The following is a 19,668-nucleotide window of genomic DNA, read 5'->3' on the forward strand; positions in this document are numbered from 1 at the left end:
CGAACCCATGTCAGGCAAATTCAAGAAACAGCTGTCGTTGCTCGACCTCACTTTCATCGGCCTGGGAGCCATCTTCGGCTCCGGCTGGCTGTTCGCCGCCAGCCACGTCTCGGCCATCGCCGGCCCGGCCGGCATCCTCTCCTGGTTCCTCGGCGGCTTCGCCGTCCTGTTGCTGGGCATCGTCTACTGCGAACTGGGCGCCGCCCTGCCCCGCGCTGGCGGCGTGGTGCGCTACCCGGTGTACTCGCACGGCCCGCTGCTGGGTTACCTGATGGGCTTCATCACCCTGATCGCCTTTTCCAGCCTGATCGCCATCGAAGTGGTCGCCTCGCGCCAATACGCCGCCGCCTGGTTCCCCGAACTGACCAAGGCCGGCTCCAGCGACCCGACCGTGCTCGGCTGGCTGGTGCAGTTCGCCTTGCTGGGGTTGTTCTTCTTCCTCAACTACCGCAGCGTGAAAACCTTCGCCAAGGCCAACAACCTGGTCAGCGTGTTCAAGTTCATCGTGCCGCTGCTGGTGATCGGCGTGCTGTTCACCTTCTTCAAGCCGGAAAACTTCGAGGTCCAGGGCTTTGCTCCGTTCGGCCTGTCGGGCGTGGAAATGGCCGTGTCGGCTGGCGGCATCATCTTCGCCTACCTGGGCCTGACGCCGATCATTTCGGTAGCCAGCGAAGTGAAAAACCCGCAGCGCACCATCCCGATTGCGCTGATCCTCTCGGTGCTGCTGTCCACCGCGATCTACGCCCTGCTGCAACTGGCCTTCCTCGGCAGCGTGCCGACCGAAATGCTGGCCGACGGCTGGGCCAGCGTGACCAAGCAACTGGCCCTGCCCTACCGTGACATCGCCCTGGCCCTGGGCGTGGGCTGGCTGGCCTACCTTGTGGTGGCCGACGCAGTGATCTCGCCCAGCGGCTGCGGCAACATCTACATGAATGCCACCCCGCGCGTGATCTATGGCTGGGCGCAGACCGGCACCTTCTTCAAGTACTTCACCCGCATCGACGCCGAATCCGGCATCCCGCGCCCGGCGCTGTGGCTGACCTTTGCCCTGTCGGTGTTCTGGACCCTGCCGTTCCCGTCGTGGGAGGCGCTGATCAACGTGGTCTCCGCCGCCCTGGTACTGAGCTACGCCGTAGCCCCGGTCACCGTCGCCGCGCTGCGCCGCAACGCCCCCGACATGCCGCGCCCGTTCCGGGTCAAGGGCATGGCCGTGCTCGGCCCGCTGTCGTTCATCATCGCCGCGCTGATCGTGTACTGGTCCGGCTGGAACACCGTGTCGTGGCTGCTGGCGCTGCAAATCGTGATGTTCGTGCTGTACCTGCTGTGCGCTCGGTTCGTGCCCACCCAGCACCTGTCACTGGCCCAGCAAGTGCGCTCGTCGGCGTGGCTGATCGGCTTCTACGCGGTGACCATCCTGCTGTCGTGGCTGGGCAGCTTCGGCGGCCTGGGGGTGATCGGCCACCCGCTCGACACCGTGGCCGTGGCCGCCTGTGCGCTGGGCATCTACTACTGGGGCGCGGCCACTGGCGTGCCGGCCCATTTGGTGCGCCTGGAAGGCGAGGACGAAAGCGAAGCCATCCAAGAGCCGCTGGCAGGCCAACGCCCGGCCGCGCTGGCTCGGTGAAGGCTACTGGCCCTATCGCCGGCAAGCCAGCTCCCACAGGGGCTGCGTTGCCCCTGAGGCGGATGCAATACCCCAGAGGCCGATGCAATACCTGTGGGAGCTGGCTTGCCGGCGATGAGGCCAACATAAACAGCACAAGACCCTGCAGATCAAACAATGGACGAGCCCATGAAACAGATTCACGTCATCGACTCCCACACCGGCGGCGAACCCACCCGCCTGGTGATGAAAGGTTTCCCGCAATTGCACGGCCGTAGCATGGCCGAGCAGCGCGACGAACTGCGCGAGCTGCACGATCCATGGCGCCGCGCCTGCCTGCTGGAACCACGCGGCAACGATGTACTGGTCGGCGCACTGTACTGCCCACCGGTATCACCCGACGCCACCTGCGGGGTGATCTTCTTCAACAACGCCGGCTACCTGAACATGTGCGGCCACGGCACCATCGGCCTCGTCGCCTCGCTGCAGCACCTGGGCCTGATCGAACCTGGCGTGCACAAGATCGACACGCCGGTCGGCCAGGTCAGTGCCACCCTGCATGAAGACGGCGCCATCACCGTCGGCAACGTGCCCTCCTACCGCTACCGCCAGCAAGTGGCGGTGGAGGTGCCCGGCCATGGCGTGGTGCGCGGCGACATCGCCTGGGGCGGCAACTGGTTCTTCCTGGTATCCGACCACGGCCAGCGCATCGAACTGGGCAACCGCGAGGCGCTGACCGAATACACCTGGGCAATGCTCAAGGCCCTCGAAGCCCAGGGCATCACCGGTGAAAACGGTGGCCCCATCGACCATGTCGAGCTGTTCGCCGACGACGCCAACGCCGACAGCCGCAATTTCGTGATGTGCCCCGGCAAGGCCTACGACCGCTCGCCCTGTGGCACTGGCACCAGCGCCAAGCTGGCCTGCCTGGCTGCCGACGGCAAGCTGGACGAAGGCCAGACCTGGGTGCAGGCCAGCATCACCGGCAGCCAGTTCCATGGCCGCTACGAGCGCGACGGCGAACGCATTCGCCCGTTCATCACAGGCCGCGCCTACATGACCGCCGACAGCACCTTGCTGATCGACGAACAGGACCCGTTCGCCTGGGGCATCTGACCCCGCTTTTATCCCGACTGAATACCGCCAGGAGCTACATCAATGACTAACAACATCTTCACCGGCACCATGCCCGCCCTGATGACCCCTTGCACCGCCGAGCGCAAGCCGGACTTCGACGCCCTGGTGCGCAAAGGCCGCGAATTGATCGAAGCCGGCATGAGCGCCGTGGTCTACTGCGGCTCGATGGGCGACTGGCCGCTACTGACCGAAGCCGAGCGCCAGGAAGGCGTGGCGCGCCTGGTGGCCGCCGGCATCCCGACCATCGTCGGCACCGGCGCGGTGAACACCCGCGAGGCCGTGGCCCATGCTGCCCACGCCGCCAAGGTAGGCGCCGCCGGCCTGATGGTCATCCCCCGCGTGCTCAGCCGCGGTGCCTCGCTGATCGCCCAGAAACACCACTTCTCGGCCATTCTCGCTGCCGCGCCGAAGCTGCCGGCGGTGATCTACAACAGCCCTTACTACGGCTTTGCCACCCGCGCCGACCTGTTCTTCGAGTTGCGCAGCGCGTTCCCCAACCTGATCGGCTTCAAGGAATTTGGCGGTGGCGCCGACCTGCGTTATGCCGCCGAGCACATTACCTCCAAGGATGACGACGTGACCCTGATGGTCGGCGTCGACACGCAGGTGGTGCATGGCTTCGTCAACTGCAACGCCACCGGCGCCATCACCGGCATCGGCAACGCCCTGCCGCGCGAAGTGCTGCAGCTGGTGAGCCTGAGCAAGCAGGCGGCCAAGGGCGATGCCAAGGCCCGCCGCCTGGCACGCGAGCTGGAAGCGGCGCTGGCGGTGCTGTCGTCGTTCGATGAAGGCTGCGACCTGGTGCTGTACTACAAGCACCTGATGGTGCTGAACGGCGACCGCGAGTACGGCCTGCACTTCAACGAAACCGACGCACTGACCGACGCCCAGCGCAACTATGCCGAGCAGCAGTACGCGCTGTTCCGCAGCTGGTATGCCAGCTGGTCGGCCGAGCAGAACATCGCCTGATAACCCGGGGCCGCTGCGCAGCCCATCGCCGGCAAGCCAGCTCCCACAGAGACTGCACAGGCCTGAGGCCGGTGATGATCCTGTGGGAGCTGGCTTGCCGGCGATGGGCCGCGCTGCGGCCCCTCATACCTGAAGCCCAAGGAGGCTCCATGACCCTGACAGGCAACCTGCTCATCGGCCAGACGCCGGTAACCGGCAGCCGCGAAGCCATCCACGCGGTCAACCCGGCCACCGGCCAGGCACTGCAACCCGCCTACCTCGGCGGCACCGGCGAACACGTGGCCCAGGCCTGTGCCCTGGCTTGGGAGGCGTTCGATGCCTACCGCGAAACTTCGCTGGAGCAACGGGCCCGGTTCCTCGAAACCATCGCCGCGCAGGTCGAAGCGCTGGGCGATGTACTGATCGACCGCGCTGTAGCCGAAACCGGCCTGCCCAAGGCGCGTATCCAGGGCGAGCGTGGGCGTACCTGCACCCAGTTGCGCACCTTCGCCCGCGTGGTCCGGGCCGGCGAATGGCTGGACGTGCGCGTCGACAACGCCCTGCCCGAACGCCAGCCGGTGCCACGCGCCGACCTGCGCCAGCGCCAGGTGGCCCTGGGGCCGGTGGCTGTGTTCGGCGCCAGCAATTTCCCGCTGGCGTTCTCGGTGGCCGGTGGCGATACCGCCTCGGCCCTGGCCGCTGGCTGCCCGGTGGTGGTCAAGGCCCACGGCGCTCACCCCGGCACCAGCGAGCTGGTCGGCCAGGCGGTGGCACAAGCGGTGAAGTTGTGTGGCCTGCCGGCCGGGGTGTTCTCGTTGCTGTACGGTGCTGGCCGCGAAGTCGGCATCGCACTGGTCAGCGACCCGCGCATCAAGGCGGTTGGCTTCACCGGCTCGCGCAGCGGTGGGGTGGCCTTGTGCCGGGCGGCACAGGCGCGCCCGGAACCCATCCCGGTGTACGCCGAGATGAGTTCGATCAACCCGGTATTCCTGTTCGATGCCGCGCTGCAGGCGCGCGCCGAGGCACTGGCGCAAGGTTTCGTCGCCTCGCTGACCCAGGGCGCAGGCCAGTTCTGCACCAACCCCGGCCTGGTGATCGCCCGCCAGGGGCCGGCACTGCAACGTTTTATCAGCGCCGCCAGCGAGCACGTGCACCAAGCCGCAGCGCAGACCATGCTCACAGCAGGCATCTTCAGCGCCTACCAGAACGGCGTCGACGCCCTGGCGCACAACCCCAACGCGCAGGCGGCCGCCAGCGGCCAGGTTGGCCTGGGCCCCAACCAGTGCCAGGCGCAGCTGTTCGTCACCCAGGCCGAAGCGTTCCTGGCCGACCCGGCGTTGCAAGCCGAAGTGTTCGGTGCGGCATCGTTGATCGTGGCCTGCGCCAGCGATGAGCAGGTACGCCAGGTGGCCGAACACCTGGAAGGCCAGCTGACTGCCACCCTGCAACTGGATGAGGCCGACATCGCCAGCGCCCGCGCGCTGCTGCCAACCCTTGAGCGCAAGGCCGGGCGCATCCTGGTCAATGGCTGGCCTACCGGCGTCGAAGTGTGTGACGCCATGGTGCATGGCGGGCCGTTCCCGGCCACCGCCGATGCCCGTACCACCTCGGTGGGCACGGCGGCGATCCTGCGTTTCCTGCGCCCGGTGTGCTACCAGGACTTCCCTGAGGCCCTGCTGCCGCAAGCGCTCAAGCACGGCAACCCGCTGCAGCTGCGGCGTCTGCTTGACGGCAAACGGGAAGCCTGAGCATGGTCGAAACGGCTGAAACCGATATCGCCGTGGTCGGCGCCGGTATTGTCGGCGTTGCCTGCGCCCTGCAACTGGCCCGCCAGGGCCGCCGGGTGCTGCTGATAGACCGCCAGGCGCCGGGCCAGGGCGCGTCCTACGGCAATGCCGGGCACCTGGCCACTGAACAAGTATTCCCGATTGCCGACCTGTCGATCCTAAAGCGCCTGCCGCGCATGCTGCTGGACCCGATGGGCCCGCTGCGCCTGGACTGGAAATACCTGCCCAAAGCCATGCCCTGGTTCACCCGCCTGCTGCTCAACCTGCGCCCGGCGCCGTTCCAGCGCAGCGTGGCCGGCATCCGGGCGCTGAACGAGGGCAGCCTGGGCGCCTGGCAGCGACTGCTGGGGTCGATCGGGCGCAGCGAGCTGTTTCACGAGGACGGTTCGCTGCTGGTGTTCGAGCGGCCTGAATCGCGCCGGGCACTGGAGGCCTTGCGCGCACGCCTGCAGCAGCAGGCGGTGCCGGTGGACCTCTGGTCGGCGCAAAGCGTGCGCGAAGCGGCGCCGCAGTTGAGCACGTCGTTGCTGGGCGGGCTGTTCTTCCCGCGTACCGGGCACTTCATCGACCCTTACCGGGTGGTGTGCGAGTTGTTCGAAGCGGCCAAGGCCAGTGGTGTGCGCTTTGTCCAGGCACAGGTCGATGGCGGACAGCTGCACAGCGCCGGCGTCAGCCTGAACAGTGACTGCGGCACGTTCGATGCTCGCCAGGTGTTGGTCAGCTGTGGTGCGCATTCGGCACGGCTGACCCATGCGCTGACGGGCAAGCGGGTACCGCTGGACACTGAGCGCGGCTACCACCTGATGTTGCCAGGCGAGCATCAGCGTCTGCCGTTTGCGGTCACTTCGCTGGAGCGCAAGTTCATCATGACGCCCATGGCTGACGGGCTGCGACTAGCCGGTACGGTGGAATTCGCCGGGCTGGAAGCGCCGCCGAGCATGCAGCGGGCGTGGCAGTTGCATCGGTTGAGCAAGGGATTGTTCCGGGAGGATTTGAGTGCTGACGGTGCAACGCCATGGATGGGATTCCGGCCTTCGTTGCCGGACTCGCTGCCGGTGATTGACCGGGTGTGTGATGGGCGGGTGCTGCTGGCGTTTGGGCATCAGCACTTGGGGTTGACGCAGGCGGCGGTGACGGCGGAATGGGTGGGGCGGTTGGCTGAGCGGGCCAGCGGAACAGAGATGGCAGCCTACCGGTTGGACCGGTTTTAGCCTGTGCCGGCCTATTCGCGGGTGAACCCGCTCCCACAGGGTCATTACAGTTTTGAACTGGTGCTGTACCTGTGGGAGCGGGTTTACCCGCGAATGGGCTGCAAAGCAGCCCCTCTGCGCCTCAGCGATACCGCTCAAGCCAGTGCGCATACGGCGCCGGCAAGGTCCAGGAGGCTTTCTCCACCCCCAGCTCCTTGGCCGCAAAGTAGGCCCAGTGCGGGTCAGCAAGGTGTGCACGCCCTACCGAAACCAGGTCCAGCTGGTTGGCCTGCAACGCGGCCTCCGCCAGCTGCGGCGTACCAAAGCCCCACGCCGAAGTCACCGGCAGCTTCGCCTCGCGGCGCACGCGCTCGGCAATCGGCCCCATGAACGCCGGGCCCCACGGGATATTGGTGTCAGGAATGGTGAAGCCGACACTCACGCTCAGCAGGTCGAGGCCGCCGGCTTTGAAACGGCGCGCCAGCTCGATCGATTCTTCCAGGGTCTGCTCGTCGCGGCCGTCGTATTCCAGCACACCGAAACGCGCGGTCAATGGCAGGTTCTCCGGCCACACCTCACGCACCGCCGACAGGGTTTCCAGCAGGAAGCGGCTGCGGTTGTCGAAGTTGCCGCCATAAGCGTCGGTACGTTTGTTGGAGTGTTCGGAGAAGAAGCTCTGGCCCAGGTAGCCGTGGGCAAAGTGCAGCTCGATCCACTCGAAGCCGGCATCGCGCGCACGGCGTGCGGCATCGACGAAGTCCTGCTTGACCCGGGCGATGTCGTCCAGGGTCATTGCACGCGGCACTTTCGGCAGGTGCGCGCCAAAGGCGATGGCGGACGGGGCGATGGTGTCCCAGCCGCGGGCATCATCGGCAGCAATGTGGTCGTCACCTTCCCACGGCCGGTTGGCGCTGGCCTTGCGCCCGGCGTGGGCGATCTGGATGCCCGGCACGGAACCGGCGGCCTTGATCGCCTGCACCACCGGCACGAACGCCTGGGCATGGGCATCGCTCCAGATACCCGCGCAGCCGGGGGTAATACGGCCTTCCGGCGCCACGGCGGTAGCTTCGACCACCAGCAGGCCGGCGCCGCCACGGGCCAGGCCAGCCAGGTGCACGTGGTGCCAGTCATTGATCATGCCGTCCTCGGCCATGTACTGGCACATGGGCGGAATGGCGATGCGGTTGCGCAGGGTGACGTCCTTGAGGGTGTAGGGTTCGAACAAAGCGGACATGGGCAGAACTCCCGGGCTATTTGATTACGATAGTTCGATCATAATCGAACTATGGCAATTAATGATAGCCCCGTTATGATGACGACCATGCGAGCCTACCCACACCCCAATTCTGAAGACCTGACCCTGGAACGCCTGCTCTATGCCTTGAGCGACCCGGTGCGCCTGGGTATCGTGCGCCACCTGGCGGGCGTTGCCGAAGCCAGCTGCGGCGAGCTGGACGGCGGGCGGCCGAAATCGAGCATGTCCCACCACTTCCGCGTATTGCGCGATGCGGGGCTGGTGCATACCCGCAATGTGGGGACTACGCACATGAATTCGCTGCGTAGCGAGATGCTGGGTGAGCGGTTTCCCGGGTTGCTGGAGTGCATCCTGCGCCAACAGTAACTTGGCAGCCTAACTCGGCCCATGTAGATACTCTGTTGGCGGTCAAGCTTTTCTGAGGTGTTCAGAGCTGAAAAGCTTGGCCGTATCAAATGGCACATCCCCGCGCATGCATGCCCAGATACCTGTCAGGTATTTGCGCATGACAGCGGCGATAGCTTGCATTTTTTTCTTGCCTCTACCGATCAGCGACTCGTAAAAGGCCTTTGCATAAGGGTCACAGCGCACCGCAGTCAACGCTGGCATATACATGGCTGCGCGTAGATACGCATTCCCACTCTTACCGAGCCGGCCTGGCTTGTCGATGCTTGTTCCAGATTGTGTCTGTCGAACATCCAGCCCCGCATGGCGTGCTACCTGAGAGGACTTGAGCAGTTCAGGCAGTGTGGTCAATTCAGCCAAAGCTGCAAGTGCCGTAACTTCTCCTATTCCGGGGCCTGCGAGTAGTTGCTTGTATTGCTGGGTGAGGGTTGGACATTGGGCGATCAGTTCGCGTCCTGCTTTACGAAAGCGCTCAATGCGAGTGTCCAGGGTGGCAATCGCCTCCTCCTGATCCTCGATCAAAATAGAAATGGTCGTAGCGGTCGCCTGCAGTGCATGCAGCTCATTTTTCGCCCTGGTGCGGTGTCCTACCAGCCGATTGATGTGCCGACCGAGGGCCCTGAGCTCAAGCTGTACAGGGCTTGGCGGTGTCCACAAGCGCGGCGTCATACGCTCGCCGTACTCGGCTAGCAACTGAGCATCTATTGCATCAGTCTTGCTGTTGACCAGCATGAGCTTGGCGAAGTTATGGAAACTTTTGGGGTTGATGACTGAAACAGGAAGGTCGGCCGCATGCAGCTCAAGCGCGAGGTCCAAATAATAGATCCCCGTGGCCTCCATCACGATCGTCTTGGGTTTGAGGGCCTGCAGTTTTTTCACCGCTGCCTTGCGGCCAGCGGGTGTCTGGGCGATGTCCCATTGCCCGACAGGGCGCCCATCTTTACGCACCCCAGCAATCGAAGTACGCGAACCGATATCCACGCCAACACAGACACTCATTCTTCCCACCGCATGTGAGTTAGGTAACAATGGCCTCCGGTTCCCCGACCTCGAAATTCATGCCGCTGCAACCTTGTAATGCGAAGTCCGACTAGTCGGCTTCTCGATACTCTTCGTAGTGGGCAATGAGGCGGGGGACCTCTCTACATACAAGGTCAGGGCAAGCCTGCCTTCAGGAGCGATCGGTCTCCCCGGAAGTGCTTCTCGAACCTGACCAGAATAACCTCTCTCGTCAGGGTCAGACACAACATACAAGGAGCGGCCTTGTGTCGCGAAAGGGCCGCAAGGCGGCCCCGGCCATATGTGCGGCGAAGCTGAATTCCGGGGGCCGCTACGCGCCCCTTTCGCGACACAAGGCCGCTCCTACAAGGGCCGCATTAGCTTGCAGGTTTTGCATGGATCAGGGCAAACCGGCACACCTGCCCTCCCCTGAGCATGCATTCCTCATGGCTGACCTCGGCACCTCCCAAGGTGCCGATCAACGCCAGGTCCAGCTCGCACACCACCGGATGCACCTTGGCCAGGTGATGGAACACGCAGTTGTGCGCGACGATCTGCGGCTCCCCCGTCGAACGGAAGAACACCTGCGCCTCATACCCCGCGTTGTTCATATGCTCGACGATGCGCGCCTCATCCACCACCTGGTGCTCCAGGTCCGCCGCCAGCTTGCGCCCCAACTGACGCATCAGCGCCAGCAACGCCTCCTGCCCCATCAGGCCAGCCACTTCGGTAATCAGCAGGTTGGCCAATAGCGGGTACTGGCGGGGAAACTGCTCGCGGGCATGCTCGGTCAGTTCGTGCAACTGCTCCGGGCGCCGCCCGGTTGGTCGAGTGGCGCCGCGCTTGACCAGTCCGTCACGCTCCAGCGCGGCCAGGTGTTGTCGCACTGCTGTGCGGGTGATGGCCAGGGCCTGCGCCAGGTCGTCGATGCTCATGCCGGCCGGCTGATGCAGCAACGTGTAGAGCAGGTCCTTTTGGGTACGGCCCAGGCCTTCGAGCATCAGAACTTGTCCGGGAACTGTTTGACCAACGCCGCAGCCAGGGCGTCGGACAGGGTCAGGATGTGTTCGCGCATCATCGCCCAGGTGCGTGCCTCACCGGCATAGTCGCCGGCTTCCGATCAGTGGTTTTCCCGTGCAGGCCTCTTCGCAGCACAAGGCTGCTCCTACACGGACCGCGTGCCCTCTGTAGGAGCAGCCTTGTGCTGCGAAGAGGCCTGCACAGGCAACAAAAAAGCCACGAGGTTTCCCCCGTGGCTTCTTTCACAACAATGGCCGATTACAGCGCCATGTCGTTCTCAGGCTTGCTTTCTACCGGTTGGTTGACCGCACCACCGAAATCAACACTGGCGTCGATCACTGGCGGTTTCTCCAGCTGCAGCATTTCAGCGGTGTAGTTCCACTCTTTCTGGGTGGCTGCCGCCGACTCGTTCAGCTTGGTGCCGTAGCTTGGCACGATCTCTTTGATCTTGGCCTGCCACTCTGGGGTAGCGACCTTCTCCTTGAACACGGTTTCCAGCACGTTCAGCATGATCGGCGCAGCCGTCGAGGCACCAGGCGAGGCGCCCAGCAGACCGGCGATGGTGCGGTCCTGGGAAGCCACCACTTCAGTGCCCAGCTTCAGCACGCCGCCCTTCTCGGCATCACGCTTGATGATCTGCACGCGCTGACCAGCCTGCCACAGTTTCCAGTCTTCCTTCTTCGCGTTCGGGAAGTAGGTGCGCAGCGCTTCGAAGCGGTCATCGTCAGACAGCATCAGCTGGCCAGCGAGGTACTCGACCAGCGGGTACTGATCGATACCGACCTTGGTCATCGGCCATACGTTGTGGGTGGTGGTGCTGCTCAGCAGGTCCAGGTACGAACCGTTCTTCAGGAACTTGGTCGAGAAGGTGGCGAACGGGCCAAAAAGGATCACGCGCTTGCCGTCCAGCACGCGGGTGTCCAGGTGCGGTACCGACATGGGCGGCGCACCGGTCGAGGCAATGCCGTAGGCCTTGGCCATGTGCTGCATGGCCACGGTCGGGTTCTCGGTCACCAGGAACGAGCCGCCCACCGGGAAGCCTGCGTATTCCTTGGCTTCAGGAATGCCCGACTTCTGCAGCAGCTTCAGCGCGCCACCACCGGCACCGATGAACAGGAACTTGGCATCGGTGGCCGACTCGGTACCGTCCTTCAGGTTCTTGTACTCGACGTGCCAGGAGCCGTCCTTGTTGCGCGAGATGTCCTGCACTTCGCTGGACAGCTTCAGGTCGAAGCCTTGCTGGGTTTGCAGATGGCCAACGAACTGGCGGGTGATCTCGCCGAAGTTGACGTCGGTGCCGATCGGCGTCCAGGTCACGGCCAGCTTCTGGTTCGGGTCGCGGCCTTCCATCATCAACGGGGCCCACTTGGCGATCTGCGCGTGGTCCTCGGAGTACTGCATCGGGCGGAACAGCGGGCTGGTCTGCAGCGCGTCGTAACGCTTCTTCAGGAACTTGATGTTGTCATCGCCCCAGACGAAGCTCATGTGCGGGGTGGTGTTGATGAACGAGTGCGGGTTCTTCAGCACGCCCTGGCGTACTTGCCACGACCAGAACTGGCGGGAAATCTGGAAGGCTTCGTTGATTTCGATGGCCTTGGCGATGTTGACGTTGCCGTCTTTGTCTTCCGGGGTGTAGTTCAGCTCGGCCAGCGCAGAGTGACCGGTACCGGCGTTATTCCAGCCGTTGGAGCTTTCTTCGGCCACGCCATCCAGGCGCTCGACCATTTCCATCGACCAGCTTGGCTCCAGCTCGTGCAGCCACACGGCCAGGGTGGAGCTCATGATGCCGCCGCCGACCAGCAGCACGTCTACTTTCTTGGTTTCTGCGGCGTGCGCTTGCATGAAGCTTGCTGCAACAGCCAGACCCAGCAAGGTCTTGCCAGCTTTCTTGAACATTGATCAATTCCAGTCAGGAGAACGGAGTGAGGGCCTGTGGCTGGCCCAGGTATTCCTTGTTCTTCAGCGCAGGCTTGTTGTTGATCATTGTTCAGCAGCCAGAGAACAGAAAACGACTCGGCCTTTTGTCGAATTGACCGACGAGGGCTGAATCGTTTTTCCGATTGTATCCCAATTGCCAGCACAAACAAATTGCGTGCCGTCGCGTCAACGCGGCAGGTTGTCCCAGGCATCCCGACGGCGGCAACGACAATGATTGCAGTATTTTTCAGCGGCCTCTACTATCGCGATCATTTCTCATTCGCACCATTACGCGCTCGCGCCGGATGCCGCCGTGGTTTCGATACCCCAGTTGAATACCTCGCTCCATACCCTTTACCACAGCCATTCGCGCTGGTTGCTCGGCTTCCTGTACCGCCGGCTAGGCAGTCGCTGCGATGCTGCCGACCTGGTGCAGGACACGTTCGTGCGCATCCTCAACCGCCCAAGGCAGTTTGACGGCGTACGCGGCGAACGCTCGTACCTGGCGACCATCGCCCGCGGCCTGTGCGTGGACCACTGGCGCCGGCAGAAACTGGAGCAGGCCTGGTTGCAGCAGCTGGCCTTGCAACCCGAGACCGTACAGCCCTCACCCGAACAGCGCGCGATCATCGTCGAGACCCTGCACGAGGTGGACGCAATGCTGCTGCGCTTGCCCGGCAAGGTACGCCAGGCGTTCCTGCTGGCGCAGATCGACGGGCTTGCCTACCGCGATATCGCCGCGCATATCGGGGTAAGCGAACGCATGATCAAGAAGTACCTGGCCCAGGCATTTTTGCACTGCGCCATTCTTGAAGCCGAACTCGACGGGATGCTGGTGGAGTGATGCGATGAATTCGCCGGCGCAAAAGCTGAGCCACGCCAGCCTGCAACAAGCGGCGCACTGGTACGTGCAGTTGCAGGACGAAAACGTTCCCCCGCAGTTGCGTAAACAGTGGCAACGCTGGTTTGACCAGCATGGTGACCATCAGGCGGCCTGGCACTATGTGCAACGGGTCGGCCAGCGCTTTGCGCCCTTGCAGGCCGAAAGCACGGCTGCAGGCCGGGTATTGCGCGAGCATGATGCCCGCCGCTTCAGCCGACGCACGGGGCTCAAGTCCTTGCTGGTGCTTGGCGCCAGCAGCCTGCTTGGCTGGAGGGTCTGGCAAGGCGCGCCGGTGTCGGGCTGGGGGGCCGACATGGCCACCGGCATCGGCGAAATCCGCGAAACCCGCCTGGCCGATGGCAGCCAGTTGTGGCTGGGGGCGCAGAGCGCCGTGGACATGCAGTACTCGCCGCTCAGCAGGGTGCTGAGACTGCGATTTGGCGAACTGCTGGTGGAAACCGCCCACGACCCGCGTCGCCCGTTCTTCGTCGACACTGCGCAAGGGCGCATGCAGGCGCTGGGGACGCGCTTCGCGGTTTGCCAGCAGGGCGAAAATACCCGGCTTGATGTGTACGCGGGCGCCGTGGAGGTGTGCACCGCTGGCAGCGGCGAAAAGTGCATCGTGCAGGCGGGCCGGCAGGTGGACTTCAGTGCCCTGGGCATCAGCAGCACTCGGCCGGCACAAAGTGCTGGCGAGTCGTGGGTTCATCACCGCCTCAATGCCGAGGACATGCCGCTGGCGCATCTGCTGCAGACCTTGGGCCGGTATCGCCACGGGCACCTGGGCTGGCATCCACAGGTGGCGAAGCTCTCAGTCATGGGTGCCTTCCCGCTTGATGATACCGACCGGGCGCTGGCGTTGTTGCAGGCGGCGTTGCCGGTGCGGGTGCAGCGGCTGACGCCGTGGTGGGTGACTGTAGAGCCGGTTTGATACCTGGAAACCAGCGCTGGCCTGATTGTTGTGCAAGGCAAAAAAAATCTGTCGAGCCGGTTCCCTTTTCCCAATCTCATCCGGTTAACCCGGCATAGCCCTCCCAACTCACCCTACCGATTCCCGAGACCCGCATGCCGACGCCCTTCCACCCCGCGCTTCGCCTGGCGCTTGCCGCGCCCCTTTCGTTCTGCGCCGCCGCGCCGCTGATGTTGCCAGCAACCCTGGCCCAGGCCGGACAGGCCGCCAGCGCCGAAAGCACCTTCAACATCGCCCCCGGCTCGCTCGCCAGCGCCCTCAACCAGTTCAGCAGCCAGGCCGGCATCTACCTGGCCGGCAGCAATGAACTGGCCGCCGGCAAGACCAGCCAGGGGCTGCAAGGCCGCTACAGCGTCGCCGTGGGCCTGGCCCGCCTGCTGCAGGGCAGCGGCTTGCAAGCCGTGCCTCAGGGCAGCGCAGGTTATGTGCTGCAACCACTGGCCGATGGCACGGCGCTGCAACTGGACGCCACCTCGATCAACGCCGCCACCCTGCTCGCCAGCAACGGCCAGAGCGATACCGGCTACCGCGCCGTGGCCAGCAGCACGGCCAGCAAGACCAGCAGCGCGCTGGCCGACACCCCGCGCTCGGTCTCGGTGGTTACCCGCCAGCGCATGGATGACCAGCAATCGCAAACGCTGACCGAAGTGCTGGGTTATGTACCTGGCATTTTCTCGCCGCCGTTTGCCGGCGGTGACGGCCAGGCGGGCGACCTGTTCTTCATCCGTGGCTTCAACGCCACCGACTACGGCTATGGCCTGCTGCGCGACGGCCTGCGCGTGCAAGGCAACCGCTACGACACCAGCAGCGAACCCTACGGCCTGGAGCGGGTGGAAGTGTTTCGCGGCCCGACCTCGATCCTGTATGGCGAAAACGCCCCCGGTGGCGTAGTCAATCTGGTCAGCAAACGGCCCACCGCCGAGGCCCGTCATGAAGTGCAACTGAGCTATGGCTCGCACAACCGCCGCCAGTTGGGCGTCGACGTTTCAGGCCCGCTGACCGATGAAGGCAATGTGCTCGGCCGCCTGGTGATGATGGGCCGCAAGTCCGATACCCAGGTCGATCACCAGCCTGATGATCGTATGTACATCGCCCCCTCGCTGACTCTGAACTTCGACGAGTTCAACAGCCTGACCGTGCTGGCGACCTATCAGCGTGACCGCACCTTGATGGAGCTGGGTTTCCCCGCCGCCGGCACCCTGCTGCACAACCCGAACGGCAAGATCGACAAGGACCAGCTGTCCGGCAACCCGGACTGGGACAACTTCGAACGGGAAACCTGGAGCCTGGGCTACGAGTTCAGCCACCGCTTCAACGACACCTGGCAGTTCCGCCAGAACTCGCGCTACATGCAGTCGCGCATCGACCGCCAGGAAATGTGGCCGGGTAGCCTGAACAATGGTGGCTTCGGCACCACCCTGAGCAATCAGGCCTACGACCGCTACAACAAGTCTATCGCCTACTCGCTGGACAACCAGTTCGAAGGCCATTTCACCAGCGGCGCGTTCGACCACACCTTCCTTGTCGGGGCAAGCCTGGACCGTACCTCGTTCAACCAGGACTGGGACGCTGGCAATGGCGGCACCATCAACGTGTTCGACCCGGTCTGGAACGGCAAGCCGACTACGCCCTTGCATGTTCAGAATGCTCTGCTCGACCAGACCATGTACGGGCTCTACAGCCAGCTGCAAACCAAGGTCGATAACTGGGTATTGTTGCTGGGCGGGCGCCTGGACCGGGTCAACAGCCAGTACCGCAACAAGGCCGGCACCCTCAATGCACAAGCCGACATGGACAGCTGGGACAGCAAGTTCACCTGGCAGACCGGAGTGATGTACCAGTTCGAAAACGGCCTGTCGCCGTACTTCAGCTACTCCACAGCCTTCGCCCCTACTCAGCAGACCGAAAGCCGCAGCGGCCCGCTGGACCCCACCACCAGCGAACAGTACGAAGTGGGCGTCAAGTATGAGCCCAAAGGCTGGAACACCGCCTTTACCGCGTCGGTCTACGACCTGCGCAAGAAGGACGACGTGTTGTTCGACTCCGCCGTGGGTGACTACCGCCAGATCGGTGCCAGCCGAGCCAAGGGTGTCGAGCTTGAGTTGAACAGCGACCTGAGCGAAAACCTGAACCTCACCGCTGCCTATACCTACACCGATTCGCGCATTACCAAGGACGTCGCCGGGTCGCTGTACGAAGACCACCAAATGACCGGCGTGCCGCGTAACCAGGCATCGGTGTGGAGCACTTACCGCTTCCGTGACGGGCTGCTCAAAGGGTTGCAGATCGGGGGCGGCGTGCGCCACTTCGACAGTACTTTCGCCTACACCCCGGCAAGCCTATACGGCAAGCTGGACAGCGGCGACGTGACGTTGGTGGATGCCAAGGTCGGCTATGAAATCGACGACAACTGGTCGGTCGAGGTCAATGCCCGCAACCTGTTCGACAAAGAGTACGTGGCAGGCTGTAACAACGCCGGGCGCTGCTACTGGGGCGAAGAGCGCACTTTGCTGGGAACAGTTTCGCTGCGCTGGTAAGAGACCCACAAACAAAAGCCCCCGGCCATCTGCATGACCGGGGGCCTTGGATCACGTCGCAAGCGTCGCGATCAGGGTACCGCCAAGATTACTGCTGCTGAGGCAGTTTATCGATCGGGCCGCAGCCACCGATGATCTTGGAGATGGAAACCGAAGGGTGGAACAGGTAGTCGTAAGTGCAGTTCTTCGGTTGGTTGTAGACCTGGCCAGTGCAACCCGACAGCAGGGCAACACCCGAAACGAGAGCAACGGCGACGGTGGCCTTGAACAGCTTTTTCATACTAAGTCCTTTAAATGAATCATCTTCGGCCATCGTCTGATGGCGGCCGGATGATACAGAAGCCAGGCATTGGATCCAAGTCGCGCGTAGCAGAGATTCATTGCAATCGTGCAACAACAGGTTGTAAAGCGCGTCTTTGCCGACGATAGTTCAGGGCACTGACTTCGTATTGCCCACAGGAACTCACCATGCTCGGCGTCACCGACTACGGCGCATTCGTCATCGCCTTCATCATTCTTCTGGCCATCCCCGGCCCGGGCAACTTCGCCCTGATCACCGCCACCGGCAAGGGCGGTATCAAGGCTGGCCTGGCAGCGACCTGTGGGGTAATCGTGGGTGACCAGGTGCTGTTGTGGCTGGCGGTAGCGGGCGTCGCCACCCTGCTGGCCACCTACCCCACAGCCTTCCATATGGTGCAGTGGGCGGGTGCCGCGTACCTGGCCTACCTGGGCCTGCGCATGCTGCTGAGCAAACCCGGTGGTGCAGCCCACCCTTGCCGCATGGACAATGGCCAGTACCTGCGCCAGACCATGATGATCACCTTGCTCAACCCCAAGGCGATCATGTTCTACATGGCGTTTTTCCCGCTGTTCGTCGACCCGGTGAAGCACCAGGGGCTGGTGACATTCGGCTTCATGGCTGCGACGGTGGCGGTGGTGACTTTCGTGTATGGGCTGATTGCCGTGGTGCTGACGCATCAGCTGGCCGAACGCATGCGCGCCAACCCGCGCATCACCAATATGTTCGAGCGGCTGGCGGGGGCTTGCCTGGTGGGGTTTGGGATCAAGCTGGCGGCGATGCGCTGAGCAAGGCGGCGACCCAGGCCCAAACGATCAAGGGCGGAAAAATTGGCCAACTAGCGATAGATAGCGAAGTCTATGGCGGCTGTAGGTGGGCCACCCTCGTGTGCGCCGAGTTACTCCGGGATCCTCGGTCTGTCAACCCATGTACAGCTGCCACCCTCTTGTTTGACAGCAAGCTTGCGGCAGCTCCAGTGATCCTGGAGATGTGTATGCGCAAGCTGGTCCCCGATCCACCCTACTCCCTCGATTCCACCCAAGTCCTGCAAGACACCTTGGTCCAGTCCTCAGAGTAGGTACTCTGCGCCCTGTCCGTCGCCCGCCAATCCGTGCAACTCAAACCGATCGCCCACAGCTCGATCGTAATGCAGGCCGTGATCCATGAAATGGAGGCGGTACAGAGCCTGATCGAGTCGGCATTGATGCAATTGCAGATGCGGCCGCACTTACCCAGTGAGCCTTATACCTTGCACTAGCAGGTCCGGCGTCTTCGCGGCTGAAGCCGCTCCCACAGGGATACCACCGCACTCAGGCACAGCGCTGTACCTGTGGGAGCGGGTTCACCCGCGAAGACGCCCGTCCGGGCAACCAGGATTCCAGGGAGATTCACCAATGCCAACAGACGACAGAAAAGAACCTACCACAGCCGGCAAGACCTGCTTCTACCAAGGCGAAAACAGCACCCACCCGCTGTTGCGCATCGAACCCGGCATCCCCTGCCAGGACGCCCGCGAACAGGCCTCCGAACTGATGGGCTACGTCCGCAACCTGATCATCACTGGCCTCATGGATGGTGACCAGAAACTGATCTGGGCTTCGCACTACCTGAGTGCGATGGCCAAGGCACTGCTGGATGATGCTGAGTTGGGGATGATGAAAAAGTAAATGCGCAACGAAAAGCCCTTGGAACACATCCAGGGCTTTTATTTATCGCGACCCGCGAAAAACAGACTTAAAAGCGCCCTCGACTGACGGCAGGGTTGCGACCACTTCCACGCCATGTAGTCCATTTCCCAAACTCATACCAATACCGCTTTAACCGTTGCCAGTGCTTACCTCGCGACTTAGCCTCATGCTGTCATCGCCAATTCCAGGACTGGCGATGGCAGTCGACCATCACCTCAAATACATGCCCCCTTTTTGAGGCAGCATCACGCATCTAAAGGGCTACAGCGCCACTCGGTCGCTCAGTCATCGACAAGGAGTAGCCAGTAGGCTACATTTAATGCATGCCGAATCAAATCGACACCACGTCTGAATTTGACGATTGGCTGGACGGCGTAAACGACCCAATTGACAGAGGTGCAGTCACCTCAAGACTCGCCCGAGCGGAATATGGCAGCTTTGGCGATATTGAACCAGTTGGCGATGGCGTCAGCGAGATGCGTGTGTTTGTTGGCCCCGGTTATCGTATCTACTTCGTACGAACGGGCTCGACCCGCTACCTGATGCTGTACGGTAGCGATAAAAAGGATCAACACAGAGCCATCAAGCGCGCCAAGGAAATTCTTGATGTTGTACGAGGCAAACGACGATGAGCGACAAATTCACCCCCGAAGACATGCCCATTCTTGAGCTGGACTTGAGCAATACCAAGCGCTTCGAGGCTTCCCGGTTTCTCGACAGCCCCGAAACCATCGCGGCTTTCCTGGCAGAGGCGATGAAGGCTAACGACGCTCAAACCTTGATGCATGCTCTGGGTGAGGTGGCAAAAGCCAAAGGCGTGAATCAATTTGCGCAAGACGCTGGCGTCAATCGGGAATCTCTTTATAAGACCCTGAAGGGCGGCGATAAAACTCGTTTCACTACTATTCAGAAACTCATGCTTGCCTTGGGTGTAGAGCTCACCGTCAGACCACTCAAGAAGCTCCCCACTTCCTCATAGGTTCGCCCCGCGCGATTGGGGCTGCCGACCGCAAAACATTTGGCGACGCAAA

At 63.0% G+C, this 19,668-nt stretch carries 18 protein-coding genes and 1 pseudogene; 14 read left to right on the top strand and 5 right to left on the bottom strand.

Going from position 1 to position 19,668, the window contains the following annotated elements; all coding sequences use genetic code 11:
• Positions 1-7 precede the first annotated feature (7 nt).
• From AC5O5I_RS21540 to AC5O5I_RS21560, 5 genes are all read left to right on the top strand, one after another.
• Complete coding sequence (locus tag AC5O5I_RS21540; protein ID WP_172287129.1) at positions 8-1,624, top strand: APC family permease; 1,617 nt, start codon at positions 8-10, stop codon at positions 1,622-1,624.
• 168 nt (positions 1,625-1,792) lie between these two features.
• Positions 1,793-2,719, top strand: a complete 927-nt coding sequence (locus AC5O5I_RS21545) for a 4-hydroxyproline epimerase (RefSeq protein WP_172232500.1) — start codon at positions 1,793-1,795, stop codon at positions 2,717-2,719.
• A gap of 42 nt (positions 2,720-2,761) precedes the next feature.
• The gene (locus tag AC5O5I_RS21550) at positions 2,762-3,709 is read left to right on the top strand and encodes a dihydrodipicolinate synthase family protein (protein ID WP_172232497.1); all 948 of its coding nucleotides are present in this window, start codon (positions 2,762-2,764) and stop codon (positions 3,707-3,709) included.
• Between the two features lie 149 nt (positions 3,710-3,858).
• Positions 3,859-5,436: an aldehyde dehydrogenase (NADP(+)) gene (locus AC5O5I_RS21555; protein WP_494511533.1), complete on the top strand. Its 1,578-nt coding sequence runs from the start codon at positions 3,859-3,861 to the stop codon at positions 5,434-5,436.
• 2 nt (positions 5,437-5,438) lie between these two features.
• Entirely contained in the window at positions 5,439-6,686 is a 1,248-nt protein-coding gene (locus AC5O5I_RS21560; RefSeq protein WP_172287126.1) for an NAD(P)/FAD-dependent oxidoreductase, read from the top strand.
• 121 nt (positions 6,687-6,807) lie between these two features.
• Here the strand turns inward: AC5O5I_RS21560 and xenA are convergent, their stop codons facing one another.
• Positions 6,808-7,899 (bottom strand): xenobiotic reductase XenA, encoded by a 1,092-nt coding sequence (gene xenA / locus AC5O5I_RS21565; RefSeq protein WP_172219432.1) that lies wholly within the window; start codon positions 7,897-7,899, stop codon positions 6,808-6,810.
• Positions 7,900-7,950: 51 nt separating this feature from the next.
• On the opposite strand from xenA, the gene AC5O5I_RS21570 reads away from it, so the two are divergent.
• Positions 7,951-8,286 (top strand): ArsR/SmtB family transcription factor, encoded by a 336-nt coding sequence (locus AC5O5I_RS21570; protein ID WP_172219430.1) that lies wholly within the window; start codon positions 7,951-7,953, stop codon positions 8,284-8,286.
• A 42-nt stretch (positions 8,287-8,328) separates the two neighbouring features.
• Here the strand turns inward: AC5O5I_RS21570 and AC5O5I_RS21575 are convergent, their stop codons facing one another.
• From AC5O5I_RS21575 to mqo, 3 genes are all read right to left on the bottom strand, one after another.
• Complete coding sequence (locus AC5O5I_RS21575; protein ID WP_494511534.1) at positions 8,329-9,324, bottom strand: IS110 family RNA-guided transposase; 996 nt, start codon at positions 9,322-9,324, stop codon at positions 8,329-8,331.
• A gap of 377 nt (positions 9,325-9,701) precedes the next feature.
• Entirely contained in the window at positions 9,702-10,325 is a 624-nt protein-coding gene (locus AC5O5I_RS21580) for a helix-turn-helix transcriptional regulator (RefSeq protein WP_494511535.1), read from the bottom strand.
• 277 nt (positions 10,326-10,602) lie between these two features.
• A complete protein-coding gene (gene mqo, locus AC5O5I_RS21585; protein WP_494511536.1) occupies positions 10,603-12,240 on the bottom strand; it encodes a malate dehydrogenase (quinone) in 1,638 nt (545 codons plus the stop codon).
• 334 nt (positions 12,241-12,574) lie between these two features.
• On the opposite strand from mqo, the gene AC5O5I_RS21590 reads away from it, so the two are divergent.
• The 3 genes from AC5O5I_RS21590 to AC5O5I_RS21600 all read left to right on the top strand — a co-directional run bounded on the left by AC5O5I_RS21590 (position 12,575) and on the right by AC5O5I_RS21600 (position 16,651).
• Entirely contained in the window at positions 12,575-13,105 is a 531-nt protein-coding gene (locus tag AC5O5I_RS21590; RefSeq protein WP_172219422.1) for a sigma-70 family RNA polymerase sigma factor, read from the top strand.
• A 4-nt stretch (positions 13,106-13,109) separates the two neighbouring features.
• A complete protein-coding gene (locus tag AC5O5I_RS21595; RefSeq protein ID WP_172219420.1) occupies positions 13,110-14,075 on the top strand; it encodes a FecR domain-containing protein in 966 nt (321 codons plus the stop codon).
• 134 nt (positions 14,076-14,209) lie between these two features.
• Positions 14,210-16,651 (top strand): TonB-dependent siderophore receptor, encoded by a 2,442-nt coding sequence (locus AC5O5I_RS21600; RefSeq protein ID WP_172219418.1) that lies wholly within the window; start codon positions 14,210-14,212, stop codon positions 16,649-16,651.
• A gap of 88 nt (positions 16,652-16,739) precedes the next feature.
• Here AC5O5I_RS21600 and AC5O5I_RS21605 read toward each other — a convergent pair whose 3' ends face one another.
• Positions 16,740-16,931, bottom strand: a complete 192-nt coding sequence (locus AC5O5I_RS21605) for a YhfL family protein (protein ID WP_172219416.1) — start codon at positions 16,929-16,931, stop codon at positions 16,740-16,742.
• Between the two features lie 188 nt (positions 16,932-17,119).
• On the opposite strand from AC5O5I_RS21605, the gene AC5O5I_RS21610 reads away from it, so the two are divergent.
• From AC5O5I_RS21610 to AC5O5I_RS21630, 5 genes and pseudogenes are all read left to right on the top strand, one after another.
• Positions 17,120-17,737 (top strand): LysE family transporter, encoded by a 618-nt coding sequence (locus tag AC5O5I_RS21610; protein ID WP_172288212.1) that lies wholly within the window; start codon positions 17,120-17,122, stop codon positions 17,735-17,737.
• Positions 17,738-17,943: 206 nt separating this feature from the next.
• Positions 17,944-18,207: pseudogene (locus tag AC5O5I_RS21615) on the top strand (hypothetical protein).
• A 136-nt stretch (positions 18,208-18,343) separates the two neighbouring features.
• Positions 18,344-18,616, top strand: coding sequence for a DUF3077 domain-containing protein (locus AC5O5I_RS21620; protein WP_494511537.1), 273 nt, complete (start codon positions 18,344-18,346; stop codon positions 18,614-18,616).
• A 344-nt stretch (positions 18,617-18,960) separates the two neighbouring features.
• Positions 18,961-19,269 carry a type II toxin-antitoxin system RelE/ParE family toxin gene (locus AC5O5I_RS21625; RefSeq protein ID WP_494511538.1) on the top strand — a complete coding sequence of 103 codons (309 nt, stop codon included), beginning with the start codon at positions 18,961-18,963 and terminating at the stop codon, positions 19,267-19,269.
• Entirely contained in the window at positions 19,266-19,616 is a 351-nt protein-coding gene (locus AC5O5I_RS21630) for an addiction module antidote protein (protein ID WP_494511539.1), read from the top strand. The genes AC5O5I_RS21625 and AC5O5I_RS21630 overlap by 4 nt, the downstream gene beginning before the upstream one ends.
• The last annotated feature ends 52 nt before the right edge of the window (positions 19,617-19,668 follow it).

It is taken from the genome of Pseudomonas sp. 9_2_1 (genome assembly GCF_059295275.1).

What these genes read in the sequence shown, in the direction of transcription:
- AC5O5I_RS21560 (WP_172287126.1), top strand. Translation starts at nt 5,439, where the DNA reads ATGGTCGAAACGGCTGAAACCGATATCGCCGTGGTCGGCGCCGGTATT.
- AC5O5I_RS21580 (WP_494511535.1), bottom strand. Translation starts at nt 10,325, where the DNA reads ATGCTCGAAGGCCTGGGCCGTACCCAAAAGGACCTGCTCTACACGTTG.
- AC5O5I_RS21600 (WP_172219418.1), top strand. Translation starts at nt 14,210, where the DNA reads ATGCCGACGCCCTTCCACCCCGCGCTTCGCCTGGCGCTTGCCGCGCCC.
- xenA (WP_172219432.1), bottom strand. Translation starts at nt 7,899, where the DNA reads ATGTCCGCTTTGTTCGAACCCTACACCCTCAAGGACGTCACCCTGCGC.
- AC5O5I_RS21540 (WP_172287129.1), top strand. Translation starts at nt 8, where the DNA reads ATGTCAGGCAAATTCAAGAAACAGCTGTCGTTGCTCGACCTCACTTTC.
- mqo (WP_494511536.1), bottom strand. Translation starts at nt 12,240, where the DNA reads ATGTTCAAGAAAGCTGGCAAGACCTTGCTGGGTCTGGCTGTTGCAGCA.
- AC5O5I_RS21545 (WP_172232500.1), top strand. Translation starts at nt 1,793, where the DNA reads ATGAAACAGATTCACGTCATCGACTCCCACACCGGCGGCGAACCCACC.
- AC5O5I_RS21595 (WP_172219420.1), top strand. Translation starts at nt 13,110, where the DNA reads ATGAATTCGCCGGCGCAAAAGCTGAGCCACGCCAGCCTGCAACAAGCG.
- AC5O5I_RS21625 (WP_494511538.1), top strand. Translation starts at nt 18,961, where the DNA reads ATGCCGAATCAAATCGACACCACGTCTGAATTTGACGATTGGCTGGAC.
- AC5O5I_RS21630 (WP_494511539.1), top strand. Translation starts at nt 19,266, where the DNA reads ATGAGCGACAAATTCACCCCCGAAGACATGCCCATTCTTGAGCTGGAC.
- AC5O5I_RS21575 (WP_494511534.1), bottom strand. Translation starts at nt 9,324, where the DNA reads ATGAGTGTCTGTGTTGGCGTGGATATCGGTTCGCGTACTTCGATTGCT.
- AC5O5I_RS21610 (WP_172288212.1), top strand. Translation starts at nt 17,120, where the DNA reads ATGCTCGGCGTCACCGACTACGGCGCATTCGTCATCGCCTTCATCATT.
- AC5O5I_RS21555 (WP_494511533.1), top strand. Translation starts at nt 3,859, where the DNA reads ATGACCCTGACAGGCAACCTGCTCATCGGCCAGACGCCGGTAACCGGC.
- AC5O5I_RS21550 (WP_172232497.1), top strand. Translation starts at nt 2,762, where the DNA reads ATGACTAACAACATCTTCACCGGCACCATGCCCGCCCTGATGACCCCT.
- AC5O5I_RS21620 (WP_494511537.1), top strand. Translation starts at nt 18,344, where the DNA reads ATGCCAACAGACGACAGAAAAGAACCTACCACAGCCGGCAAGACCTGC.
- AC5O5I_RS21570 (WP_172219430.1), top strand. Translation starts at nt 7,951, where the DNA reads ATGGCAATTAATGATAGCCCCGTTATGATGACGACCATGCGAGCCTAC.
- AC5O5I_RS21605 (WP_172219416.1), bottom strand. Translation starts at nt 16,931, where the DNA reads ATGAAAAAGCTGTTCAAGGCCACCGTCGCCGTTGCTCTCGTTTCGGGT.